Here is a 23,858-nt window from a genome sequence, read left to right as displayed (position 1 = left end):
TAAACAATGAATAAGATATATAATCCACCAAAACAAAGCTGGGAAGCGCTTTTGAAAAGACCTACTCAAACGGTAGATGATATTGAAGATACGGTGAAGGAGATATTTGCAGAGGTTCGTGCAAAGGGTGATCGGGCTATAGCAAAGTATACCAGTATTTTCGATGGTGTTCAACTCAGTGATATGATGGTTTCTGATGTGGAGATCGAAGAAGCATCAAGGACTGTTTCAGACGATTTAAAAGAAGCTATACAAATCGCTAAAAAGAATATTGAAAAATTTCATGCAGCCCAGCAAACCCCAAAAATCAAGGTCGAGACGATTGATGGTGTTAAGTGTTGGCAAGAAAAAAGACCTATACAAAAAGTAGGCTTGTATATACCTGGAGGAACAGCACCTTTGTTTTCGACTATTTTAATGCTGGCAGTACCCGCTAACCTGGCCGGGTGTTCAGAAATCGTGTTGTGCACACCGCCAAATAAAGAAGGGGTGGTGAACCCTGCAATACTTTATACGGCACAATTATGTGGAGTTTCGAAAATAGTAAAAGTTGGAGGTATACAGGCTATTGCCGGTATGACTTTTGGTACGGAAAGCATACCTCAGGTTTATAAAATTTTTGGCCCGGGTAATCAATTTGTAACTGTTGCCAAGCAATTAGCTACTAAGTTTAATGTGGCTATTGATATGCCTGCAGGACCATCTGAACTTCTGGTTGTGGCAGATGATTCCGGGAATCCTGATTTTATTGCATCAGATTTGTTAAGTCAGGCCGAACACGGAACGGATAGTCAAGTTGTATTTCTCACAACATCAAGCAGTTTGGTGGATAAAGTTGAAGTGTCAATTGAAGATCAGCTAAAGGTGCTTCCTCGTAAATCAATAGCGGAAAAAGCTATTGAAAACTCTAAGTTAATCGTTGTTGAAAGTAAGGAGATTGCTTTAGAGATGATTAATGAATATGGGCCTGAGCATTTTATAATTTGCACTGAAGATGAAGATTATTACGTGAACGGAGTGCAGAATGCAGGTTCGGTTTTTATTGGGAATTACACTCCGGAAAGCGCGGGAGATTATGCTTCCGGAACTAACCACACACTTCCGACGAATGGGTATGCCAAGCAATATAGTGGGGTTAGTTTAGATAGTTTTATGAAGAGCATGACTTTTCAAAAGATTACCGAGCAAGGGATACGATCTTTAGGGAAAGCTATTGAATTAATGGCCGAGGCTGAGGGTTTACAGGCCCATAAAAATGCCGTAACTTTAAGATTAAAAGCACTAGAAGAAAATTAGAGATGGATATAAAGACGTTTAATATAGAAAAATTAGTAAGGAGCAATGTATTGCGTTTAAAACCTTATTCTTCTGCCAGAGATGAATTTGTTGATTTTAAACAGAAGATGATTTATCTGGATGCTAATGAGAACCCCTTTGAGAATGGAGTAAACAGGTACCCGGATCCTCAGCAGCGAAGCTTAAAAGAAGTTCTGGCTGAGCAGAAAGGGGTGCAGGTTGAGCAGATTTTATTGGGTAATGGCAGTGATGAAGTGCTTGACTTGGTGTTCAGAGCTTTTTGTGAGCCGAAAGAAGATAATATCATTACATTGCCACCAACATATGGTATGTATGGGGTGCTAGCAGAAACGAATGATGTTGAAAATAAAAAAGTGCTTCTTGACGAAAATTTTCAGCCAAATGTTGAGGCCATTTTAGCGAAAGTGGATGTTAACAGCAAGTTGATGTTTCTTTGCTCGCCTAATAACCCGTCCGGAAACTCTTTGGATAGTGTTAGAATAGAGCAGTTGCTGAGAGCGTTTAAAGGACTCGTTGTTATCGATGAAGCTTATATTGATTTCTCAAAGCACCCAAGCTGGTTAAACCGACTTGAAGAATATCCTAATTTAATAATTACACAAACCTTATCAAAGGCTTATGGGATGGCTGGTATTCGATTGGGTATTTGTTATGCATCGAAGGAAGTTATTGCGGTTTTAAACAAAATTAAACCGCCTTATAATGTAAATGAACTTACGCAGCAGAAAGCTTTGGAAACAATGTTGCATATTAGTAAAGTTAATAATGAAATAAACTGTATTTTAAGCAATAAAAAGGATTTACTTAAAGCATTACTTCAAGTTAATTTTGTAGAAAAGATATACCCAACAGACGCTAATTTTGTGTTAGTGAAGGTGGATAATGCCGATCGTCGATATGAAGAGCTTATAGCAAAAGGGATTGTTGTAAGAAACAGAAGTAAGCAGCCACTTTGTGATAATACATTACGATTTACTATTGGAACTAAATCAGAAAACGAAGCATTGATTAAAGCATTAAAAGAATTATAAAATGAATAAAAAAAGAGTATTGTTCATAGATCGAGACGGAACTATGATCAAAGAACCGGAAGACGAACAGATTGACGCTTTCGATAAGCTTGAATTTTTCCCCAAAGCCTTTACTTATTTAAGTAAGATTGCGATGGAGCTTGATTATGAATTGGTGATGGTAACCAATCAGGATGGATTGGGGACGGATTCCTTCCCGGAAGATACGTTTTGGCCCGTACATAATTTTATATTAAAGGCATTTGAAAACGAAGGAGTCGTATTTGATGACATCGTAATAGATCGAACTTTTCCTCATGAAAATGCGCCAACAAGAAAGCCAAAAACGGGATTGCTCGGCAAGTATATGAATGGTGATTATGATTTAAATCAATCTTTTGTCTTTGGGGATCGGCTAACCGATGTGGAACTAGCTAAAAACCTCGGAGCTAAAGCGATTTATATTAATACGAATACTAATTTGGGTACGGGCGAAATATCAGTTAAACAAGAGGAATTGAGTCCTTACATCGCCTTAGAAACTGATGATTGGCAGAAAATTTATGAATTTTTAAAACTTGAGGACCGTGTTGCTGATGTTGTTCGCAAAACTAACGAAACAGACATTAGCATTACGTTGAATCTGGATGGTACTGGAAAAAGTAACATCAGTACCGGATTGGCTTTTTTCGATCATATGTTAGACCAGATTGCAAGACACGGACAAATGGATCTGGATATTATTGTAAAAGGAGATCTTGAGGTAGATGAGCATCATACTATTGAAGATACTGCTATTGCCTTGGGCGAAGTTTTCAGTAAGGCTCTGGGTAATAAACTAGGAATAGAAAGATATGGTTTTGCCTTACCTATGGATGATTGTTTAGCACAAGTGGCAATTGATTTTGGTGGCCGAAATTGGTTGGTATGGGAGGCCGATTTTAAACGTGAGATGATAGGAAAGATGCCGACTGAAATGTTTTATCACTTCTTTAAATCATTTACTGATGGTGCTAAGGCCAATTTGAACATTAAAGCGGAAGGGCAAAATGAACACCATAAAATTGAAGCTATTTTTAAGGCTTTTGCAAAGGCGATTAAGATGGCAGTAAAACGCGATCCTGATAAAATGGTATTACCATCAACCAAAGGAGTATTATAAAAGTAAATAGATGTTGGTAGCGGAGTAGATGGATAAAAAGATGTTATTCAATTTTTAAAACCTATCGTCCGCTGCCTAATACCATTAAAATGAAAATAGTAATTATAGATTACGGAGCTGGAAATATTCAAAGCATCATCTTTGCTTTCCAACGTTTAGGGTTTAAGCCTGTATTAAGTAATGATCCGGATGAAATTATGACGGCAGATAAGGTTATTTTTCCGGGTGTTGGTGAGGCGAGTAGTGCGATGAGAAAGCTTAAAGAGACAGGACTTGACTCGTTAATACCGCGTTTAAAGCAACCTGTTTTGGGAATTTGTTTAGGGATGCAATTGATGTGTAATGGCTCTGAAGAAGGAAGTACCAAAGGGTTAGGTATATTTAACGTAGATGTAATCCGGTTTAATAATTCTGTAAAGGTTCCTCAAATCGGTTGGAATCAAATCAAACATCCGGAAGCTCCCTTCTTTTCTGAAATAAAGAACAATGAATATATGTACCTGGTTCATAGTTATTATGCCCCGTTATGTGAGGATACCATTGCCTCTGCTACGTATGGCGTAGAATATTCGGTAGCTTTACAAAAGAACAATTTTTACGGAGTACAATTCCATCCTGAAAAGAGTAGTATTGCGGGAGAACAACTTATTAAGAACTTTTTAAGCCTTTAAAAACTAATGAGAATAATACCAGCCATAGATATAATTGAGGGTAAGTGTGTACGTCTTACCAAAGGAGATTATAATACCAAGAAAATATATAATGAAGATCCTCTTGAAGTGGCGAAAGAATTTGAAAACTACGGGATTAAAAGTTTGCATCTCGTAGATCTGGACGGAGCAAAATCAAGTCATATTGTTAATTATAAAATTCTTGAAAAGATTGCCGGGAAAACAAGCCTGAATATCGACTTCGGAGGTGGATTAAAATCTGATGAAGATTTAAAAATAGCTTTTGAGAGTGGAGCTACTCAAATTACCGGAGGAAGTATAGCCGTTAAGAATCCTGCTCAATTTAAAAGCTGGATTAGCCAGTATGGCAGCGATAAAATTATTCTTGGTGCTGATGCCAATAATGAAAAAATTGCTGTTAGCGGCTGGCAGGAGGAGTCAAAAGAGGAGCTAATACCATTTATTAATAGCTATCAAAAAGAAGGAGTTCAATACGTTATCTGTACGGATATTTCCAAAGATGGCATGCTAGAAGGACCGGCTTTTGATTTGTATAAAAAGATACTGAATGCCTCTGATGCAGATTTGAAACTCATTGCCTCCGGAGGTATTTCGTCTTTCGATGAGTTGCCGAAACTGGAGGAAATAGGTTGTGAGGGTACTATAATAGGTAAAGCTATTTATGAAGGCAGAATTAGCCTGAAGCAATTGGAGAATTATATTTTAAATAGTTGATAATTGTGAGCTCGAGTAAAGTTAAAAGGCAGACCACAGAACGTATGTGTCTAAACTGCCTGTCAGATACATTCAGACAGGACTCGACCTGACAGTTTAAAGAATAAAGAACAATGTTAACAAAACGAATCATACCGTGCCTGGATATTAAAAACGGACGAACGGTAAAAGGGGTGAATTTTGTAGATCTTCGCGACGCCGGAGATCCGGTGGAACTTGCGGAAATCTATGCTAAAGAAGGAGCGGATGAATTGGTGTTTTTAGATATTTCTGCCACTGAAGAAAGAAGAAGAACCTTAGCGGAGTTGGTATTGCACGTTGCAGAAAAAGTAAACATACCTTTTACTGTAGGTGGAGGGATCAGCTCTGTTGAAGATGTTGATCGCTTGTTGAAGTGTGGTGCTGATAAAGTTTCTATAAATTCTTCAGCCGTGAAGAATCCTCAACTCATCAATGATCTGGCAGCTAAATTTGGAAGTCAGTGTGTAGTAGTAGCTATAGATGCTAAACAAATTGACGGGCAGTGGAGGGTACATTTAGTAGGAGGTAAGGTCCCTACCGAATTAGATCTGTTTGAATGGGCCAAAGAGGTAGAAAAAAGAGGAGCAGGAGAAATTTTGTTTACGTCTATGGATCACGATGGTACCAAAAATGGTTTTGCAAATGAAGCTTTAGCCCAATTATCTACCGCATTAAATATTCCGATTATAGCTTCAGGGGGTGCGGGATCTATCCAGCATTTTACCGATACTTTCAAGGAAGGAAAAGCTGATGCGGCTTTGGCTGCCAGTGTATTTCACTTTAAAGAAATAGAAATAAACGATTTGAAATCGGAATTACGTAAACACGATATTCCGGTTAGATTATAAATGAGCATATACTTATGGAAATTAATTTTAATAAAAACAACGACGGATTAGTGCCTGTCATCATTCAGGACGCCAGTACCAGAAATGTGTTAATGCTGGGCTATATGAATGAAGAAGCCTATGCCAAAACACTTGAAACACGAAAAGTTACATTCTTCAGTCGTACCAAGGGGCGATTATGGACTAAAGGAGAGGAAAGCGGTAATTTTTTAACGCTTATTGATCTGAAGGTAGATTGCGATAATGATACCCTATTAATTCAGGCCGATCCCGAAGGACCTACCTGTCATAAAGGTACTGATACCTGTTGGGGAGAAAATAATGAATCAGGATATGGTTTCTTTTCTGTTTTGGAAGCGATTATAAAAAGTCGCCAGCAAAGTGCTAATGCGGATAGCAGTTATGTAGCTTCTTTGTTTGCTAAAGGAATAAATAAAATAGCACAGAAAGTAGGCGAGGAAGCTGTAGAAACTGTTATTGAAGCAAAGGATGATAATGAAGAACTGTTTTTAAATGAAAGTGCAGACCTGTTATTTCATTATTTAATTTTGTTGAGAGCCAAGGGGTATTCTTTAAAAGATATTGAAAAGGTTTTACAGGATAGACATCGTTAAAATGAGGCTTTTTCTTAAATTTAGGCATGACTAAGAAAAAGCTTAATCTTAAATCTGCAATACAAAAGCAATTTCGTTCGCAGCGACAAATAGGTAAAGCTCCGGGTACCATAACCTACATGGGAAACCGTGAAGATGGTACCTACGCCATTACCGTTATTGATTATTCTGATAACCTGTTTGATTTTCAAACCCTTACCAGGGTGGAAGATGCTTTGGCATTTAAAGAACAGGTTAATGTTACCTGGTTCAATGTGTATGGGTTAAGTAATGAGAAAGAGATCGATAAGCTGGGGAATTACTTTAATATTAACCCATTAGTTCTCGAAGATATTGTAAATACAAATCAGCGTCCAAAAATTGATGAGTACGATGATTATGTGTTTGCAACTTTGAAGATGCTATACCTGAATAAAGATTATGAGATCAGTACAGAACACTGTGCGATCATTTTATCTGAGCATAATGTACTGTTATTTCAGGAAATTGAACTCGACGTTTTTGAAGGGGTTCGGGATCGGATTAAGAATAAGTTTGGAAGGATTCGTACCAGGCAAGCCGATTATTTATTCTTTGCACTGATCGATGCAATTATCGATCAGTATTTTGTAGTTACAGAGAACATTGCTGCAAAGATAGACCTGCTCGAAGAGGAGGTCTATAATCACCCAAGCCAGGAAACTGCAGAAAAAATACAACGATTAAAAAAAGAAGTACTTTCCGTTCGAAAATGGGTGGTTCCGGTAAAAGATCTGGTGAATAGGATTATAGAGTCTGAACATCCGCTGGTCACCAAAGAGACTAAATTATTTCTAAGGGATGCTTTAGATCATAGCATTCAGATTAATGAAAATATACAGTTATACCGAGAGCTTATCACTAACCTCATGGAGGTGTATATGACCAACATGAGCAATAAAATGAACGAGGTAATGAAGGTGCTTACGATCATAGCCACTATTTTCATTCCACTGACTTTTATAGCCGGTATTTATGGTATGAACTTTAAAAATATGCCTGAACTGGAATCTGAGTATGGGTATTTTTATGTGCTGGGTATTATGTTTCTGATTTTAATTGTAATGATCATTTACTTCAAAAGAAAACGATGGTTTTAATTCTTTCGGACCTCAACTGAAGTTTGCCAGAGGTCAGGATTCTTTTCTTTAGTTAAAAAAAAACTAAAAAACAGCCATATAGATAATTTTCCTCATAGAATAATTATTTTCACGCCTGCTAATTTTAAAAAATTATTATTTTGAAACACTTTTCCTCGAAGTTCCTTTTAGTTGCTTCAGCATTTTTGGTATTGTCCTCATGCTCAACAATGAAAAAGGCTAGTAAATCTAAAAAAGGCGATAGTACTGCTGCAAAACCTGCTGCCAAGAAAGCCGATAAAAATGGTATTCAGCCCTATAGTAAGGTAATCACCAAAGATGCTAAAAGCGATACGGGTTTATTTACGGTACATCAATTAGACGATAAGTATTTTTACGAAATCAATGATTCACTTTTTGATCGTGAGATGTTAATGGTTACCCGTATTTCCAAAACAGCCAGTGGTTTAGGTTTTGGGGGAGGTAAACAAAACGAACAGGTATTACGTTGGCAAAAGAAAGATAAGAAGGTTATCTTAAGGATCGTTTCTCATAATGTTGTAGCGAATGATTCCCTGCCGGTATATCAAGCGGTAGTTAACTCTAATTTCGAACCTGTTTTAGCGACCTTTCCGATTAAAGCTATTGGGAAAGACTCTGTAAGTACTGTTATTGATGTAACATCTCTTTTTGAGGGTGATGTTAAGCCATTCGGTTTGGCTAGTGGTGCAAGAAAAGCTTATAAAGTAACACGTCTTGAAAACGATAAATCTTTCATTGAGAGTATTAAAAGTTACCCTCATAATATAGAGTCAAGACATGTTAAGACCTATAGTGCAGGAAATCCGCCTTCAAATGGTTCAACCGGGACGATTTCGATCGAGATGAACAATTCAATGATTCTTTTACCTAAAGTGCCAATGAAGCGTCGTTATTTCGATGAACGTGTAGGATGGTTCACAAGTACTCAAACAGATTATGGTTCGGAAGCACAACGCAGTAAGAAACTGGAATATCTTGATCGATGGAGACTTGAGGTGAAAGATGAAGATATCGAGAAGTTTAAAAGAGGGGAGCTGGTAGAACCTAAGAAGCCAATAGTTTATTATATAGACAGAGCAACCCCTGAAAAATGGAGAAAATATATCAAGCAGGGTATCGAAGATTGGCAAGTGGCTTTTGAAGCTGCCGGTTTTAAAAATGCAATAATTGCTAAAGATGCGCCAACTCCTGAAGAAGATCCGGAGTGGAGTCCTGAAGATGTTCGTTATTCTGTAGTTCGCTATTTGGCATCTCCTATTCCTAATGCAAACGGACCTCACGTGAGTGACCCAAGGTCAGGAGAAATTTTAGAAAGCGATATCAACTGGTATCACAACGTAATGTCTTTGTTGCGCGGGTGGTTCTTTGTGCAGACAGCTGCAATTAATCCGGAAGCACAAAGCCCGGAGTTTAAAGATGAAGTTATGGGACGACTGATTCGTTTCGTTTCATCTCACGAGGTTGGACATACTTTAGGTTTACCTCACAATATGGGAAGTAGTGCTGCTTATCCTGTTGAAAAATTACGCGATGCTGAATTTACAAAACAGTTCGGTACCGCACCTTCTATAATGGATTATGCTCGTTTTAATTATGTTGCCCAGCCAGGTGATGATGGGGTAGCACTTATGCCAAATATTGGGATTTACGACAAATATTCAATTTCTTGGGGGTATAGACCAATTTTAGATAAAACTGCTGAGGAAGAGAAGGAAACTTTAAACCAATGGATTTTAAAGCATGCAGGAGATCCTCTATATAGATTTGGACATCAACAGGCTGGAAATGTAGTAGACCCTAGCTCGCAAACAGAGGATTTGGGCGATAATGCTATGTTAGCAAGTGAATATGGAATTAAAAACCTGAAACGTATTGTTCCGAACCTAATTGAGTGGACTACAACTGAAGGAGAAACATATGAAGATCTCGATGAAATGTACGGACATGTAATCAGTCAGTTTAATCGTTACATGGGGCACGTTTCAAATAATATAGGAGGAGTGTATGAATATTACAAGGCTGCCGGACAAGATGGTGCTGTTTATATTCATGTTGATAAAAATCATCAGAAAGAAGCCTTACAATTTGTAATTGATAACTTATTTGAAACACCTGAGTGGTTGTTAGACCAGGATATATTTAATAAAATTGAATATTCAGGTTCAATAGAGCGAGTTCGTAAATTGCAGGCACGTACCTTGAATAATGTATTGAGTGTAGGTAAAATGGCTCGAATGATTGAAAATGAAACCATTAATGGAAACGATGCCTACAAACTTACTGATATGACACGTGACCTTAGAAATGGTGTGTGGACTGAATTAAGAAGTGGTAAAGCGATCGATACCTATCGCAGGAATTTGCAACGTGCACATATTGAAAGATTAGCTTATTTAATGAATGCGCCAAATCAAAATGGTGCAAGCGGCAGCAGATATATAAAAGCTACGGCAGTTAATACGAGTCAATCTGATATCAGAGCAGTTGTGAGAGCTGAATTGACATCTCTTCAAAGAGCTATACGTTCCGGTTTAAACAGAACAGGAGATAGCATGAGTAGAATTCATTTACAAGATGCTTTAGAGCGAATTGATGTTGTATTAAACCCTAACGGCTAATAGTATTAGTACCTTCATAAAAAAAGCTCCGGAATGTTCCGGAGCTTTTTTGTTTAACTCTTAAATTAGCATATGTAGTTCCTAAAAAACAGATAAAGCATGTTACTCTATTTATCAAATAAATCGGACGAAAGATAACGGTCGCCACGGTCACAAATAATGGCTACCACAATACCTTCATCGATGGTCTCAATAAGTTTTAATGCGGCGGCAACGGCACCACCACTGCTCATTCCTGCAAAAATACCCTCTTCATGGGCTAATCTTTTCGTAGTAGCTCTTGCTTCGGCTTCTGTTACCTCTATTACCTGATCAACCTTACTCGGATTAAAAATTTTAGGAAGGTATTCTACTGGCCATTTACGAATGCCTGGTATGCTTGCATGATCATCGGGTTGTACCCCCACTATCTGTATCTGCTGATTTTGTTCTTTTAAATAAGTAGAAGTACCCATTATGGTACCCGTAGTTCCCATAGCAGAGACAAAATGAGTTACTTTCCCATCAGTATCACGCCATATTTCAGGACCGGTGGTTTTATAATGGGCTTTCCAGTTGTCGTCGTTGGCAAACTGGTTGACCATCACATAGCCTTCTTTTTCTACCTTAGCCTCCGCATAATCCCTGGATCCTTCGATGCCAATATCAACTGGGGTTAAGGTAACTTTGGCTCCATAGGCGCGCATAGTTTGCACCCGTTCTTTGGTGGCATTTTCCGGCATGACCAATTCTATGTTTAAGCCGTAAATTCCAGCTATCATAGCCAGAGCGATACCGGTGTTGCCACTGGTAGCTTCGATAAGTTTGGTGTTTTTATCAATAGCGCCGCGTTCTAAAGCACTTTTAATCATATTATAGGCAGGCCGGTCTTTAACACTTCCTCCGGGGTTATTGCCTTCTAATTTTAAAAATAGCTTTACATTAGGATTTGTATTTATAGAAGTGGCTTCGACCATAGGGGTGTTGCCAATTTGATCTAGAATGGTATTACTCATGGGTAACTGTCTTTATTTTTATTTCAGGGGTATGTGATACTAAGGAGTTTGCAGGAACTGATTTGGTAAGCCAAACGTTACCCCCAATAACCGTGTTAGCTCCAACCACAGTTTCTCCTCCCAAAATGGTAGCGTTTGCATAAATAGTCACATTATCTTCAATAGTGGGATGTCTTTTTACGTTTTGCATTTTTTTGTCCACGCTTAAAGCTCCCAGCGTAACTCCCTGGTATATTTTTACGTTATTCTTAATGATGGTCGTTTCACCAATGACAACTCCGGTGGCGTGGTCGATGAAAAATGAATCACCTATAGAGGCTCCCGGGTTGATATCAACGCCTGTTTTCGAGTGTGCGTATTCTGTCATAAGTCTTGGCACCAAAGGAAAACCCTTTAAATATAATTCATGAGCCAAACGATAAATTGCAATCGCATAAAATCCGGGATAGGACAGATATACTTCTTCCACTGAAGAGGATGCAGGATCGTTCTGATAGATTGAATGAGCATCCAGATTCAAACGTTCCAGAATTTCAGGAAGTTTGTTTAAATAACTCTCCCAAACTTTAGCACAAGGCTTGTGTTGTTCCCAACAAGCCAGATCAACTAATTCTTCGAAATCCTTTTCAAGGCTATTGATATGTTTTTCAACAGAAGTCTCTACATCAAATAAGGTATAGAATAATGTATCCGTAAAGGATTCTGTTTTTTCTTTCAGACGAAATTTTACATTCGGAAGCTTTTTGTGCTTTTGAATGGCGTTTAAAATGGTTTCATTCTTCATGGCTAACGATTTACCCGTTATGTAATTGATATGATCTCGTATTCAGTCGTATCTATACTATAAAATTAACAGTATATAAGGAAATTTCAGCATGGAAACCTCAATACTTATTTGTAGTTTAGTTTACGAAGCTTCAAAATTAAACAATATGACTGGAGAAGCTTCAAAATTATGATAAAAAATGGTTAAGTCTATAGATTTAGTAGGCTTTTAAGAATAGTTTATAAATTATGCAACTACAAAAGGAAGTATTTGAAGCGTTAAGGGAATTGAAAGCGAATAACAATCGCGACTGGTTTGAAACTCATAAAAAAGAATTCAAAAAGGAAGAAAAGAATGCTAAAAATTTCTTTGAGGTCTTACTTGACCTTCTCAAAACGCATGATGAGGTAGATAAAATGAAGATGTTCAGAATTTATAGAGATGTTAGGTTTTCTAAAGACAAGACGCCCTACAAAACACATTTTTCTGCAAGTTTTCATCGCGTTAAACCCAGGCTTAGAGGGGGATACTATTTACAGATTGAACCAGGGAACAGCTTTTTGGCATGTGGTTTTTGGGCACCTGAAAAAGCCGACCTATTGCGCATCAGAAAAGAATTTGAACTTGATGATTCTGAAATAAGAGCCCTAATTAATTCAAAAGATTTCAAGGACACCTTTGGTATGCTAAAAGGAGATGAGTTGAAAACTGCTCCGAAGGGTTTTGACAAAGACCATCCAGCAATAGATCTCATTCGAAAAAAGCAATTTATTGTAATTAAAGAATTTAATGATAAAGAGGTGTTGTCTCAGGGCTTTATGAATGAGGTAAATGAAGTTTTTAAAAAAATTCGCCCATATTTTGATTATATGAGCGAAATCTTAACCACTGATTTAAACGGAGTTTCTTTGATCGATTAATGAGATTATGCCACAGCGGTATTGTCCATAAGCTGTACGTTGTCTTTTAATCTTTCGACCACCATATTCATCATACGTTTATTTAAGGCAGAGGAGTTCTCGATATAACATTGGTACTCCTCTACGGTAAATTGACCAATAATCATACCTTTAAGGGAATTCCGAAATTTTATATCCTTTTGAATGGCATTTTCAATATATCTTAGCTTTCTTTCAAGAACCAGACCGAAGAAAACACCTTTGTGCTTATTCGCATAATTTTTAAAAGCCTCGATAAGTAAGTCATTCTGAAGCTTAATAATAGGGCGCAGGGTTGCATTCTGAAAACGCTCATCTTTGCTTGTTGAATCGTAAACTAATGCTGATGGAATTTCTGGACGAACACTGAGTAAGTCCTTCGTACGGGTGTCCATAATAATAGTAGTTTTTTTAAAGTTATAAATTCTAAAGGCGCCAGTAAAGTGTTTGGCTCTTATTTATTAACCATCTTATAAACAATTAACTATAATTGTGTTTGTATAGAGTGTTGAATTCTTTATAACTTAGTGACATAAAGGCAAGATAAAATGATACAATCTATTAACCCATATAATAATCAGCTAATCAAAGAATTTGAAGAACTTTCTGAAGCTGATATAGCAGCTAAAATAGCCCTGGCTCAGGACGCCTTCGAATATTGGAAACAAACAACCTTTGACGAGCGTTCCGGACTCTTACATTCTTTGGCTGACGTATTAATTGAACAGAAGGAGGCGTACGGTAAAATCATGGCACTGGAAGTTGGAAAGCCGATTAAACAAGCTATTGCTGAAATTGAAAAATGTGCATGGGTATGTAACTACTATGCTGAGAACGGAGCTGATTTTCTTAGAGATGAGCTGATTTCAACAGATGCGGATAAAAGTTATGTTAAACATGAGCCTTTAGGCGTACTATTGGCAGTTATGCCTTGGAATTATCCATTTTGGCAGGTATTTCGCTTTGCCGCACCGGCTATAATGGCTGGTAATGTGGGGTTGTTGAAGCATGCCAGTAATGTGATGATGAGTGCCGGAAATATTGAAGCGTGTTTTACTGAAGCCGGATTTCCAAAGGGTGTTTTTCAAAATTTAATCATCAGTAGTAATAGTGTTGCAGCTATCATTGAAGATGAACGTATAAAGGCGGTTACTTTAACCGGAAGTAAACCGGCAGGAAGCGCTGTTGCGTCTACGGCTGCTAAAAAAATAAAAAAATCTGTGCTTGAGCTCGGAGGGAGCAACGCTTTCATTGTACTTCATGACGCCGATATAGATAAAGCTGTTGAAACAGGAATTAATGCACGATATCAAAATACAGGTCAAAGTTGTATTGCAGCCAAACGATTTTTACTTCAGAAGGATATTGCAGAAGAATTTTTGAATAAGTTTTTGAAGAAAGTCGAAACATTAAAATCCGGAAACCCTTTAGATGAAGATACTTATATAGGAACACTCGCCAGGGAGGATCTGGCTATTGAATTGGAAAAACAACTAAAAGCTTCAGTAGATAAAGGGGCTAAGGTGCTCATTGGAGGTAAAAGATGCGGTGCCTATTTTGAACCCACGGTTGTAACCGATGTGAAAGAAGATATGCCTGTATTCAGTGAGGAAACCTTCGGACCACTGGTTGCCGTGGTTACTTTTGACACTATAGAAGAGGCTGTTGAACTGTCTAATAATTCGAAGTTTGGATTAGGAGTAACTTTATTTACTTCTGATATAACTAATGCAGAAGCATTGGTGCATCGATTTGATGAGGGTGCGGTGTTTATTAATGAGTTGGTAAAATCAGATCCCAGATTACCTTTTGGTGGTGTTAAAACTTCTGGCTTTGGCCGTGAATTAAGTCATCATGGTATTAAAGAGTTTGTAAATGTTAAAACGGTATTTATCAATAAATAATAGAATAATAAATGAAGTTTGGTAAGGTAGATAAGCCTGAGTATATAGATTTTACAATGCCGGCAGACCATTTTGGAACTGCTGGTGTTTTAGCAAAAAATAAAGATCAAAAAATAACAGCAAAGCTTGCGGTTGGATGCGCGAAATGGAATAGAGCCGATCTAAAAGGATTTTATCCAAGAGGAATCAAGGATGAATTATCTTATTATAGTTCTCAATTCAACAGTATAGAGTTAAATGCTACTTTTTACAGAAACTTTCCGGCCTCGCAATTTAAATCCTGGTACGACAGAACTCCGGAACACTTTAAGTTTTTCCCTAAAGTGAATCAAACAATAAGCCATTATAAAAGACTCATAAATGTCGAACAGGCATTAGAGGAGTATCTCGATGGGGTTGTGCATCTTAAGGAAAAGTTAGGGACTGTATTTTTACAAATGCATAATAATTTTGCACCAAAGAATTTTGACAGAGTAGTCAGGTTTGTAGGCTTGTGGCCCCGGGAGTTGCCTTTAGCAATCGAATTCAGACATACTGATTGGTTCAATGACGAAAAGGTGGCCAATGAATTGTATTATTTACTGGAGGAAAACAATATTGCTAATATTATAGTTGATACTGCCGGCAGACGAGACTTAATGCACATGCGTTTAACCAATAATGAAGCTTTCGTACGCTATGTTGGTGCTAATCATGCTTCTGATTACGGGAGGTTAGACGATTGGGCAGCACGTTTAGAAGAATGGAAAGAGCAGGGGTTAGGTAAAATACATTTCTTCGTGCATCAAAATTTAGAAAAAGAATCACCTTTATTATCCTCTTATTTTATTGAAAAGTTGAATAAACAACCCGGTTCAAATCTTAAAATTCCCAATGAAGCCTTGCATCTATTTTCTAATTGATAAATCTGATTAACAATTCGAAAATAATGATCCTAATCACTGTAATATGAGCGATATGTGTCCTAACTTTGGATAAAAATAAGTTATGAGATTTCACACGAGAAAATGGATTAAACCCGAAGACTTAAACCCTAACGGAACACTTTTTGGTGGTCGTTTATTGGAATGGATTGATGAGGAAGCTGCTCTATATGCCATCATACAATTAGAAAATCAGCGTGTGGTAACCAAATACATGTCTGATATTAATTTTAAGAGCTCTGCCAGAGAAGGAGAAATCATAGAAATAGGAATAGAACCTATTGAATTTGGAAATTCTTCTTTAATCTTACGCTGCGAGGTGCGCAACAAAATGACACGTGAATCTATCATTAGTATCGATAAAATCATAATGGTAAACCTCAACGAGGAAGGGAAACCTGTAGCCCATGGTAAGACGCAGATAGAATATGTAAAAGACCGATTAAAGGACAAATAAATTGTCGGATAATCCATCGGTACTAGTTGTCCTGATATGTTTCCATAAGCAACGAAATCATTGTTACGCTTAAAAAACCTCCAGGAATTATTCTCGTAGATTTTACTTTTCCTTCAACGTTTTTAGGTCTTCACCCGAAGGAGTTTCATAGAGTTCAAGGTCAAAGTATTTTGCTGCAGCTATAAGGTGCTCAAAGATATCGGCCATGATGTGTTCATAGTTAATCCAGCGTTTATCACTTGAAAACGCATAAATTTCCAGGGGTACTCCTTGAGGAGACGGCGCTAGATGACGTGTCATAATCATCATGTCTTTATTTACTGCCGGGTGATTGTTCAGATACGTATCACAATACTTTCTAAATATGCCTAAATTAGTTTGATTACGACCGTTCACAATAAGTGACTTGTCGAAATTGTTTTCTTGATTGTATTTATCAATATCTTTCTGACGGTGTTCTATGTATTGGGTAACCATCTGAATTTTAGCATAGCGATCCAGATCTTCCACACTAAGGAATTTAACACTGTTTTGTTTGATGTAAAGAGCTCTTTTTATTCTTCGACCACCGCTGTTTTGCATCCCTCTCCAGTTTTTAAAAGAATCTGAAATAAGGGCGTACGTCGGAATGGTTGTTATGGTGTTATCAAAGTTCTGCACTTTAACCGTTGTCAGACTTATTTCGGTTACATTCCCATCGGCACCGTATTTTTCCTGGGTAATCCAGTCACCGATTCGTACCATATCATTCACCGAAACCTGAATACTTGAAACGAAACCGAGAATGGTATCTCTGAAGACCAGTAATAAGACCGCTGAGGCTGCTCCCAATGCAGCAAGAAACTCGATTACACTTTTATCAGCTAATTCTGAAAAAATAAATATAAACCCGATAAACCATATAAAAAGTACAACGATCTGGGCATAACTTTCAAGGGGCTTATCTTTAAAATTCTCTATTTGTGATAAATAGTTCTTTGTGGTTTTTACCAGGCTCCTGAAGATCCAGACAATAAGAATAATTAAATAGACATCGGTAGCCTTTATAAGGTTTTCTTCCCAATGTGGAAAATCTTGTATGGCTACAGGTATGATATTCCGGATGATTATAAACGGAACTAAATGGGCAATATACTTGGGAAAATTACTTTTTACCAGGTAATCATCATAAGAGGTTTTGGTCTTATCCGAAAACTTTTTGAATAAACCAATGATGAAATATTTTAAGGCATAATCAATAGCAAGTAATACAATGGTTATTACGACTAAGTTAAAAGCAAGGTTCAAATAGAGTGCAGTCTCATCTGCCGTACCATGATCTTTTAAAAATTGATAAAACCATCTAAAATATTCCTTCATACGAGTCTGTTTTTGAGTGAACAAAATTAAATAAAAATCGTTCGGAATTCCTACAAATAGTATTGAATTGTTTTAGTTTTCATACAACCAATTATGTAACATCCGAACTTTACTCGATAATCAGATGTTTTTTAAGGTTAAAATGCTGATTTTTAGATAAAAAGCTTTTATAAATGTGAAAAAATGTTTAATTATGCATTATTAAATTATTAATGATTGATAAACCAGGCAGTAAATAATTGTTTAACCCCTTAATGTATCTACTATGCTATATCAAATTTATGGTGTTGAGTATGCTGATTTTTTAGAAGGAATTAATGGTATACTCCTCGAGAATGATATCACTGCAATAGAATTTATTTAACGATCGTTTCTCAACATTGGCTTTTATTTCATATTTGTCCAGCGTTTTTTCGTTGGTCAAAATTTCATTGTCGACATATATTTTTTGCCTACCATCTCAAGAAATAGGCTATATTGGTTAAAATATACTAACTTTATATAAGGAATATTTTAACGTTTATAGTAATGATACGCTTTACCAAAAATCTTTTTATAAAAATAGTTGTATTTAGCTGCTGTTTTGTGCTTCAATATCAAGTGCAGGCTAAAACCTTTAATTATGAGCCAATAGTTCAGGATACCTTGTCTTACCAGGAATACAAAGGTACTGTTGTTGACATTGAAACAGACGAACCTTTGGTTTTTGCTTCCCTTAATGTGGCTAATACCAATATCAGCACGGTCACCAATAGCGAGGGGCAATTTGTGTTGAAGATTCCAAAGTCTATAGATGAACAACAGATTATAGTAACCTTTCTTGGATACCAGGAACGCTGGATCAGATTAAGCGAACTCAACGGGGAAGAAAATATTATAGCCCTTACGATGTTGGTTACTGAACTTCCTGAGGTAATGGTTGGCGAAGCAGATAATCCAGGAATGCTGGTAGAGAAGATGTTGTCCAATAAGGCTAAAAACTATATAGATTATCCGACCTTAATGACTGCTTTTTACAGGGAAACAATTAAAAAGCGAAGAAGAAATGTTTCTTTGGCAGAGGCCGTAATTAAAATTCATAAAACCCCGTATACATCAAACAGGGATGATATAGTGAGTTTATATAAAGCCAGAAAGAAAACAGATTATGAGCGGTTAGACACCCTAACACTTAAACTGGAAGGAGGTCCTTATAATACACTTCATGTTGATTTAATGAAGTATCCTGAATACGTTTTCTCTGATTTATTTATGAATTACTACGATTTTGAAATGGATAAATCTACACGTATAAACGAAAAATTAGTGTATGTGGTGCGCTTCAAACAAAAGCCAAATGTGGTTACTCCTTTGTACTATGGCAGGTTATATATAGATGCTGAGACCTATGCACTCGTAACTGGTGTTTATAATTTAAATGTTGAGAATAGAAAAGTGGCATCAGATTTGCTGGTAAGAAAGAAACCCAAAAATGCTAAAGTTTATCCAACCGAGGCAGTTTACAGGGTTGATTACAGACAGAATAATGGTAAGTGGTATTACGGTCATAGTAATGTACAGTTAGAATTTAAAATTAATTGGAAAAGAAAGTTATTTAATTCAGTCTTTACTTTACAAAGTGAAATGGCCATTACCAACTGGGAAAGTGATAAAGACTATGAGCGTCCGAAAGGAAAGGAACGTTTAAAGAGAACCGCGATTATTCCAGATGAAGCCGAAGGTTTTCTAGATCCTGATTTTTGGGGTAAGTACAATGTAATTGAACCGGAAAAGTCTATTGAATCAGCAATTAAAAAGATAAGCAGGCAAATTGAACGCGACAAGAAATAAGATTTTAACGATAGTTTAAGTGTTGAATTTTGTCTATCAGTTTATAAAAATAATATTTTAGTCAAAATTTATTTAAGAATGAGGATATTGGTGTTAATAGTATTATTGTTTTCATTTTCGAGTATCAATGCTCAAATTGAAAAGGAGAAGATTAAGTTGGTCATTCCAGCTGACTCTTCAGCTATTGCACCGCCATCTGATGTCCCTAAACCGGATTTAAATAAAAAGGAGAAAAGTAATTTTTCATTATTGAATTCACCTAATCTTAGACGTCCGGAACCATTAATAGACAGGAGTAAAAGTTTGGGGTTTGGTGAAAAAAGTAAACTTCTTCGTGCAGGAGAAGGGCTTGGCCTGGAACAACGCCTCAACAAAAGTGTTCGTCCAAGAGAGGATGAAAACATGGCTGTTTTTAAAAGAAATCAGTTTCTTGGAGATATTAAGACGACTTCAGGTAAAATAGAAATCAGGTATAGAGATCATCAACTGGAAGATGGGGATATGGTTAAAGTCATTATCAACGACGAGGTGGTTCAGGTTCGTGTGGTGTTGACTAATATGTCTAAAGGCATTTCAGTTCCATTGAAAGATGGATTCAACACCATAGAGTTTAAAGCGTTAAATCAGGGTACTTCCGGCCCTAATACGGCTGAGTTCAGAGTCTATGATGAAAATGGAGTATTGTTATCCGCCAAACAATGGAACCTGGCTACAGGTTATAAAGCATCCATGGTTGTAGTTAAAGAAGTAGAATAACCGCTATTTCATTTATTTACACACCCATAACGGAAATTCAAGATCTTCATTAAACAATTCGTCAGTTACATTACCAATAACCAGTGAAGAGAAGGTATTTCCTCCTTTATCAGATATCATCAACATATCAAACTTTTCTTTTAAACATTGATGTATAAGATTTTCAGGTACGCTGGAACTTCTGCCGGGAACAATTTCAAACTCAATTCCATCTCCATATTCTTTCAGTCGTTTAATGAATTTTTTTGATTTTTCTTCAATATGCTTTTCAATGGTCGGAATTAAATTCTCTTTTGGCAAATAGGGAGAGAACTGCAAGGGAACATTATAAATGTGCATTGCTTTCACCTTGCATCCAACATTCTTTCTAAGGAAGTTGGCCATCACAAAGCTTTTTCTGGAAGCATTGGAAAAATCTGTTCCAATACATAGCTTCGTAATTTCCGGAGCAATGTTCTTAGGCACACTAAGGATATGGCATTTGAGCATATGCAATAATTTGCCACTCATCACCCCGGTACCTTTTACCTTGTTTTTGTTTCCAACCAGGGTTAATTGTATTTCGTATTTATTGACGATATAATTGATTAACGATTCCGTATATGGATCATTAGAAATCAACACTTCCCATTCAACCTTGCTTTTGAAATTATGTGCAACGGTTTCGTTTAATTCATCACCTATCATTTCCTCAAGGTTGAGTTCAGCAAGCTCATCTTCAAAGAGTTCGATGATCTCATACTTTTTTATGTTGTGTACAAAATAGACCTTTTCAGCCTGTAGTGAATCAGCTAAATATGCCGCATACTTAATGAGCGTCTCGTCGATGTCTGACAGGTCGAGAGCTACGAGTATATTGTTAATGGTTTGCATCATGACTTCTGATTAGGTTCTTTAATATTTCTTTTTTTAACGATTCCGGATACAATATCCTTATAATTATCTATTTCTTTTTGTTGTTCTCTTTTCTTAAGCTTAAATAAATCTTCTTTTAATCCTTTTAAGAGTGAATAGCACATAACCAGTAAAATAAGGGCAAAAGGTAATCCGGTTACGATGACGGCAGTTTGTAATGCTTGAAGACCTCCGCCGACAAGTAAAACTGCAGCAACCGTACCTTCTGTTACTGCCCAGAATACACGTTGTCCTACGGGGGCATCTATTTTACCTCCAGAAGTAATACTATCTACTACAAGTGATCCGGAATCGGAAGAGGTAATAAAGAATCCGGCAACAAGAATAATAGCAACTATATTTAATACCGTGGCTAAAGGAAAATCTTCCAGAAATACGAACATAGCGGTTGCCACATCTTCTTTAACTGCATTGACTATAGTTAAATCGCCCAATAGTGCCTCTTGAACAGCAGTACTTCCGAAAGCATTAATCCAAAAGAAGGTCACCAGGGCAGGGATAATCAGTACGCCTAAAATAAATTCCTGAACGGTTCTCCCTTTTGAAATACGTGCGATAAAGATCCCTACGAATGGAGACCAGGCTATCCACCAGCCCCAGTAAAAGACCGTCCAGCTATTTTGCCAACCGGTATTGTTATAGCTTTCGGTCCAGGTGGCTATCTCCAGAAAATTATAAAAATAACTACCTGTGTTTTGAACAAATGACTGAAATATATAAATCGTTGGTCCCAAAATAACAACCAAAAGTAAAAGCAAGACAGCGATCCGCATGTTCCATTCACTCAGGAATTTAACACCTTTATCAACCCCGAGTACCACCGATATTGTTGCAACAGCGGTAACTCCTGCAATTAGTGTTATTTGTGTAGTGAGTCCGCCAGGTATGTTAAATACATGATCCAGGCCGCCAGCTATTTGCTTGACACCTAATCCAAGAGATGTAGCCAGACCGAAAATGGTAGCTAATACGGCAAAAATATCAATGATATCACCTATAATGCCATAAACCTTATCTCCCAGAAACGGGTAGAACACAGACCGAATGGTTAAAGGGAGCCCTCTTGAATAGGTAAAATAAGCTAATGCCAGTCCGACCAGTGCATATACACCCCAGGCATGAAATCCCCAGTGTAAGAATGTAAAGTTCATAGCTTCCTGGGCGGCGGCAGCACCACCTTCAGCGGTAATAGGAGGGGAGTTAAAATGGGTAATTGGTTCAGAGATACTCCAGAATAACAATCCGATACCCATACCGGCACTAAAAAGCATGGCAAACCATGAAACTGTTTTAAATTCCGGTTTAGCATGCTGGCCACCGATTCTGAGTCTCCCGTATTTACTAAAGGCCAGAAATACCATAAAAAACAGGAAGACATTTACCATGAGAACAAAAAACCATCCTCCTTTGTTGGAAACAAAGGTTTGAATGCTTTCAAAGTGTTCCTTGGCAGTATCTTTGAAGGATAAGGTTAGAATAATGGTTATGATAATGATAATGGCAGAGGAAAAGAATACAGGACCGTTAATTTCCAACCCGAATATTGATTTCTTTTCGTCGCTTCTAATAATTTTTTTTGCCATAATAGACTTTATTTAAAAGTAATATCCAATGTTTATGTTAAACCTGGCTTCCCATTTCGCATCCGGGGTACCCTGGGCAAAATCATCAATAAAATTACCGCCGAGCCAGGAATGATTCTTACCAGCGGCAAAATCTATATAGGTATATAAGTGACCTGCCGCTATGCCTATACCGGTAACATTCATATAGCTATCGGCAAACCCCTGAACACTCTTTTTAATATAGCCAAAATCATTATAAAACTGAAGACTTTGGATTGGTTTCCAGTTTACGGGGAGTGTATAGGCAATAGCCAAGGTAGCCATATCAGCTTTGGAGGCTACTAAATAAGGAGCTCCATAGGCCGCCATGGCAAATAACTCGCTACGCTCGCTTTCCGGATTTTTTGGAGATTTCGTATAATGTAATAGTTCGGATTTTATATTGATTTTTTTAAAATCCAACTCATAAAAAACACCGTAACCATGATGCGATCCAACTTCCTTGGTATCGAGGTTATAGAGTCCGCCATATTGGGCATAAGCACCCATTTGATGTCTGAAATCACCATGGTTTAATTTGTAATTGAATTTAAAGTTGAATTGATTGATTTCTTTATTTCGATAATCAAGTACTCCGTCGCCGTCAATGTCCATAGAAGAAACATCATAGGAATACCTGCTATAGGAAACATCACTATTGCCCCCAAAGGCAATGGCTTCAGCATTTTTAAAAAATGCTATTTGGTAATTGAACCCTTCTTCTTTCTCATGAATGAATTTAACGCCAATATCGTGATCGTCTTCCAGACCTATATAATAACCTATATTAAAAAACCAGTTATGAGAGTTGTACTGTTGAATACCGAACGGTACCTGTGTGAGACCAATATGTATTTGATCGTTTTCATTAAAGCTGTAACTGAGCCAACCTTGTTTTAAAACACCCCCTCCAAACTCATCAGAATACAACCTGTATTCCGCGTTTAGCTTAATACCCAGATAGGAAGCCTTGGCATTTACACGAAACATATCATACATAAAGTCTCCGCCCTGCTGTTTTTGTTCCGGCTTCCAAGAAGAATAGATGTAATTAAACCTTAAGGCACCACCAAATTTTATCTGGGGTTTATCTTGTGCGATACCCAAACAGGGAAAAATGAATAATAACCACAAGAGCTGTTTCAAAATAAAGGGTTTTAATGTTAATAGCTAAAAGCCATAACCAATAAGCGGATTGAATAAGTTTGTTTAGGGGGAAGGGGGTAAATAATTATAAGAGGGAAGGAGGAACAAACCGATGTGGTTGGCATCTGAT

The 23,858-nt window shown here is 37.2% G+C and carries 22 protein-coding genes; 15 read left to right on the top strand and 7 right to left on the bottom strand.

Annotation, left to right across the window (positions count from 1 at the left end; genetic code table 11):
• Window positions 1-6: 6 nt before the first annotated feature.
• The 9 genes from hisD to BM361_RS13080 all read left to right on the top strand — a co-directional run bounded on the left by hisD (window position 7) and on the right by BM361_RS13080 (window position 10,135).
• Window positions 7-1,296 carry a histidinol dehydrogenase gene (gene hisD, locus BM361_RS13120; protein WP_074979382.1) on the top strand — a complete coding sequence of 430 codons (1,290 nt, stop codon included), beginning with the start codon at window positions 7-9 and terminating at the stop codon, window positions 1,294-1,296.
• Window positions 1,297-1,298: 2 nt separating this feature from the next.
• Complete coding sequence (gene hisC / locus BM361_RS13115) at window positions 1,299-2,348, top strand: histidinol-phosphate transaminase (protein WP_074979380.1); 1,050 nt, start codon at window positions 1,299-1,301, stop codon at window positions 2,346-2,348.
• Between the two features lies 1 nt (window position 2,349).
• Complete coding sequence (hisB, locus tag BM361_RS13110; RefSeq protein ID WP_074979378.1) at window positions 2,350-3,489, top strand: bifunctional histidinol-phosphatase/imidazoleglycerol-phosphate dehydratase HisB; 1,140 nt, start codon at window positions 2,350-2,352, stop codon at window positions 3,487-3,489.
• 89 nt (window positions 3,490-3,578) lie between these two features.
• Entirely contained in the window at window positions 3,579-4,160 is a 582-nt protein-coding gene (gene hisH, locus BM361_RS13105; protein WP_038263872.1) for an imidazole glycerol phosphate synthase subunit HisH, read from the top strand.
• A 6-nt stretch (window positions 4,161-4,166) separates the two neighbouring features.
• On the top strand, window positions 4,167-4,895 hold the full coding sequence (hisA, locus tag BM361_RS13100) for a 1-(5-phosphoribosyl)-5-[(5-phosphoribosylamino)methylideneamino]imidazole-4-carboxamide isomerase (protein WP_074979376.1): 729 nt from the start codon (window positions 4,167-4,169) through the stop codon (window positions 4,893-4,895).
• 113 nt (window positions 4,896-5,008) lie between these two features.
• Window positions 5,009-5,764 carry an imidazole glycerol phosphate synthase subunit HisF gene (gene hisF / locus BM361_RS13095; RefSeq protein ID WP_038263869.1) on the top strand — a complete coding sequence of 252 codons (756 nt, stop codon included), beginning with the start codon at window positions 5,009-5,011 and terminating at the stop codon, window positions 5,762-5,764.
• A gap of 14 nt (window positions 5,765-5,778) precedes the next feature.
• A complete protein-coding gene (gene hisIE, locus BM361_RS13090; protein WP_038263866.1) occupies window positions 5,779-6,378 on the top strand; it encodes a bifunctional phosphoribosyl-AMP cyclohydrolase/phosphoribosyl-ATP diphosphatase HisIE in 600 nt (199 codons plus the stop codon).
• Window positions 6,379-6,404: 26 nt separating this feature from the next.
• Window positions 6,405-7,496, top strand: a complete 1,092-nt coding sequence (gene corA / locus BM361_RS13085; RefSeq protein WP_038263863.1) for a magnesium/cobalt transporter CorA — start codon at window positions 6,405-6,407, stop codon at window positions 7,494-7,496.
• A 137-nt stretch (window positions 7,497-7,633) separates the two neighbouring features.
• Complete coding sequence (locus BM361_RS13080) at window positions 7,634-10,135, top strand: zinc-dependent metalloprotease (RefSeq protein ID WP_074979374.1); 2,502 nt, start codon at window positions 7,634-7,636, stop codon at window positions 10,133-10,135.
• 107 nt (window positions 10,136-10,242) lie between these two features.
• On the opposite strand, the gene cysM is transcribed toward BM361_RS13080, so the two are convergent.
• Window positions 10,243-11,130 carry a cysteine synthase CysM gene (cysM, locus tag BM361_RS13075; RefSeq protein WP_074979372.1) on the bottom strand — a complete coding sequence of 296 codons (888 nt, stop codon included), beginning with the start codon at window positions 11,128-11,130 and terminating at the stop codon, window positions 10,243-10,245.
• Window positions 11,123-11,914 carry a serine O-acetyltransferase EpsC gene (gene epsC / locus BM361_RS13070; protein WP_038263855.1) on the bottom strand — a complete coding sequence of 264 codons (792 nt, stop codon included), beginning with the start codon at window positions 11,912-11,914 and terminating at the stop codon, window positions 11,123-11,125. The genes cysM and epsC overlap by 8 nt, the downstream gene beginning before the upstream one ends.
• A 230-nt stretch (window positions 11,915-12,144) precedes the next feature.
• Here epsC and BM361_RS13065 point away from each other — a divergent pair, with 230 nt between their 5' ends.
• Window positions 12,145-12,816 carry a DUF2461 domain-containing protein gene (locus BM361_RS13065; RefSeq protein ID WP_074979370.1) on the top strand — a complete coding sequence of 224 codons (672 nt, stop codon included), beginning with the start codon at window positions 12,145-12,147 and terminating at the stop codon, window positions 12,814-12,816.
• 5 nt (window positions 12,817-12,821) lie between these two features.
• Here the strand turns inward: BM361_RS13065 and BM361_RS13060 are convergent, their stop codons facing one another.
• Complete coding sequence (locus BM361_RS13060; RefSeq protein WP_038263851.1) at window positions 12,822-13,229, bottom strand: hypothetical protein; 408 nt, start codon at window positions 13,227-13,229, stop codon at window positions 12,822-12,824.
• Between the two features lie 153 nt (window positions 13,230-13,382).
• On the opposite strand from BM361_RS13060, the gene BM361_RS13055 reads away from it, so the two are divergent.
• The 3 genes from BM361_RS13055 (at window position 13,383) to BM361_RS13045 (ending at window position 16,118) form a co-directional block, all read left to right on the top strand.
• The gene (locus BM361_RS13055) at window positions 13,383-14,738 is read left to right on the top strand and encodes an NAD-dependent succinate-semialdehyde dehydrogenase (RefSeq protein ID WP_074979368.1); all 1,356 of its coding nucleotides are present in this window, start codon (window positions 13,383-13,385) and stop codon (window positions 14,736-14,738) included.
• Window positions 14,739-14,749: 11 nt separating this feature from the next.
• Entirely contained in the window at window positions 14,750-15,640 is an 891-nt protein-coding gene (locus BM361_RS13050) for a DUF72 domain-containing protein (RefSeq protein ID WP_074979366.1), read from the top strand.
• 85 nt (window positions 15,641-15,725) lie between these two features.
• Window positions 15,726-16,118 (top strand): acyl-CoA thioesterase, encoded by a 393-nt coding sequence (locus BM361_RS13045; protein WP_038263842.1) that lies wholly within the window; start codon window positions 15,726-15,728, stop codon window positions 16,116-16,118.
• A 102-nt stretch (window positions 16,119-16,220) separates the two neighbouring features.
• On the opposite strand, the gene BM361_RS13040 is transcribed toward BM361_RS13045, so the two are convergent.
• A complete protein-coding gene (locus BM361_RS13040) occupies window positions 16,221-17,477 on the bottom strand; it encodes a mechanosensitive ion channel family protein (protein WP_074979365.1) in 1,257 nt (418 codons plus the stop codon).
• Between the two features lie 528 nt (window positions 17,478-18,005).
• Between BM361_RS13040 and BM361_RS13035 the strand changes: the two genes are divergently transcribed.
• Window positions 18,006-19,307 carry a carboxypeptidase-like regulatory domain-containing protein gene (locus BM361_RS13035; protein ID WP_074979363.1) on the top strand — a complete coding sequence of 434 codons (1,302 nt, stop codon included), beginning with the start codon at window positions 18,006-18,008 and terminating at the stop codon, window positions 19,305-19,307.
• A 78-nt stretch (window positions 19,308-19,385) separates the two neighbouring features.
• Window positions 19,386-20,063: a hypothetical protein gene (locus BM361_RS13030; protein ID WP_051413438.1), complete on the top strand. Its 678-nt coding sequence runs from the start codon at window positions 19,386-19,388 to the stop codon at window positions 20,061-20,063.
• A 12-nt stretch (window positions 20,064-20,075) separates the two neighbouring features.
• Here the strand turns inward: BM361_RS13030 and BM361_RS13025 are convergent, their stop codons facing one another.
• The 3 genes from BM361_RS13025 to BM361_RS13015 are packed head-to-tail and all read right to left on the bottom strand — an operon-like array spanning window position 20,076 to window position 23,728.
• The gene (locus BM361_RS13025) at window positions 20,076-20,939 is read right to left on the bottom strand and encodes a universal stress protein (protein ID WP_235444257.1); all 864 of its coding nucleotides are present in this window, start codon (window positions 20,937-20,939) and stop codon (window positions 20,076-20,078) included.
• Complete coding sequence (locus BM361_RS13020; RefSeq protein WP_074979361.1) at window positions 20,936-22,561, bottom strand: BCCT family transporter; 1,626 nt, start codon at window positions 22,559-22,561, stop codon at window positions 20,936-20,938. Before BM361_RS13020 ends, BM361_RS13025 begins: the two co-directional genes overlap by 4 nt.
• Before the next feature lie 12 nt (window positions 22,562-22,573).
• On the bottom strand, window positions 22,574-23,728 hold the full coding sequence (locus BM361_RS13015; protein ID WP_074979359.1) for a hypothetical protein: 1,155 nt from the start codon (window positions 23,726-23,728) through the stop codon (window positions 22,574-22,576).
• Between the last annotated feature and the right edge of the window lie 130 nt (window positions 23,729-23,858).

The organism is Zhouia amylolytica, from assembly GCF_900116365.1.
In the GTDB taxonomy this organism is placed as follows: domain Bacteria; phylum Bacteroidota; class Bacteroidia; order Flavobacteriales; family Flavobacteriaceae; genus Zhouia; species Zhouia amylolytica.
The sequence above is the reverse complement of the archived record's forward strand: the minus strand, read 5'-3'. Positions and strand labels throughout refer to the sequence as shown.

What these genes read in the sequence shown, in the direction of transcription:
- BM361_RS13065 (WP_074979370.1), top strand. Translation starts at nt 12,145, where the DNA reads ATGCAACTACAAAAGGAAGTATTTGAAGCGTTAAGGGAATTGAAAGCG.
- BM361_RS13040 (WP_074979365.1), bottom strand. Translation starts at nt 17,477, where the DNA reads ATGAAGGAATATTTTAGATGGTTTTATCAATTTTTAAAAGATCATGGT.
- BM361_RS13050 (WP_074979366.1), top strand. Translation starts at nt 14,750, where the DNA reads ATGAAGTTTGGTAAGGTAGATAAGCCTGAGTATATAGATTTTACAATG.
- epsC (WP_038263855.1), bottom strand. Translation starts at nt 11,914, where the DNA reads ATGAAGAATGAAACCATTTTAAACGCCATTCAAAAGCACAAAAAGCTT.
- hisF (WP_038263869.1), top strand. Translation starts at nt 5,009, where the DNA reads ATGTTAACAAAACGAATCATACCGTGCCTGGATATTAAAAACGGACGA.
- hisC (WP_074979380.1), top strand. Translation starts at nt 1,299, where the DNA reads ATGGATATAAAGACGTTTAATATAGAAAAATTAGTAAGGAGCAATGTA.
- BM361_RS13020 (WP_074979361.1), bottom strand. Translation starts at nt 22,561, where the DNA reads ATGGCAAAAAAAATTATTAGAAGCGACGAAAAGAAATCAATATTCGGG.
- hisIE (WP_038263866.1), top strand. Translation starts at nt 5,779, where the DNA reads ATGGAAATTAATTTTAATAAAAACAACGACGGATTAGTGCCTGTCATC.
- BM361_RS13030 (WP_051413438.1), top strand. Translation starts at nt 19,386, where the DNA reads ATGAGGATATTGGTGTTAATAGTATTATTGTTTTCATTTTCGAGTATC.
- BM361_RS13045 (WP_038263842.1), top strand. Translation starts at nt 15,726, where the DNA reads ATGAGATTTCACACGAGAAAATGGATTAAACCCGAAGACTTAAACCCT.
- corA (WP_038263863.1), top strand. Translation starts at nt 6,405, where the DNA reads ATGACTAAGAAAAAGCTTAATCTTAAATCTGCAATACAAAAGCAATTT.
- BM361_RS13060 (WP_038263851.1), bottom strand. Translation starts at nt 13,229, where the DNA reads ATGGACACCCGTACGAAGGACTTACTCAGTGTTCGTCCAGAAATTCCA.
- BM361_RS13035 (WP_074979363.1), top strand. Translation starts at nt 18,006, where the DNA reads ATGATACGCTTTACCAAAAATCTTTTTATAAAAATAGTTGTATTTAGC.
- hisB (WP_074979378.1), top strand. Translation starts at nt 2,350, where the DNA reads ATGAATAAAAAAAGAGTATTGTTCATAGATCGAGACGGAACTATGATC.
- hisA (WP_074979376.1), top strand. Translation starts at nt 4,167, where the DNA reads ATGAGAATAATACCAGCCATAGATATAATTGAGGGTAAGTGTGTACGT.
- hisH (WP_038263872.1), top strand. Translation starts at nt 3,579, where the DNA reads ATGAAAATAGTAATTATAGATTACGGAGCTGGAAATATTCAAAGCATC.
- BM361_RS13055 (WP_074979368.1), top strand. Translation starts at nt 13,383, where the DNA reads ATGATACAATCTATTAACCCATATAATAATCAGCTAATCAAAGAATTT.
- cysM (WP_074979372.1), bottom strand. Translation starts at nt 11,130, where the DNA reads ATGAGTAATACCATTCTAGATCAAATTGGCAACACCCCTATGGTCGAA.
- BM361_RS13025 (WP_235444257.1), bottom strand. Translation starts at nt 20,939, where the DNA reads ATGATGCAAACCATTAACAATATACTCGTAGCTCTCGACCTGTCAGAC.
- hisD (WP_074979382.1), top strand. Translation starts at nt 7, where the DNA reads ATGAATAAGATATATAATCCACCAAAACAAAGCTGGGAAGCGCTTTTG.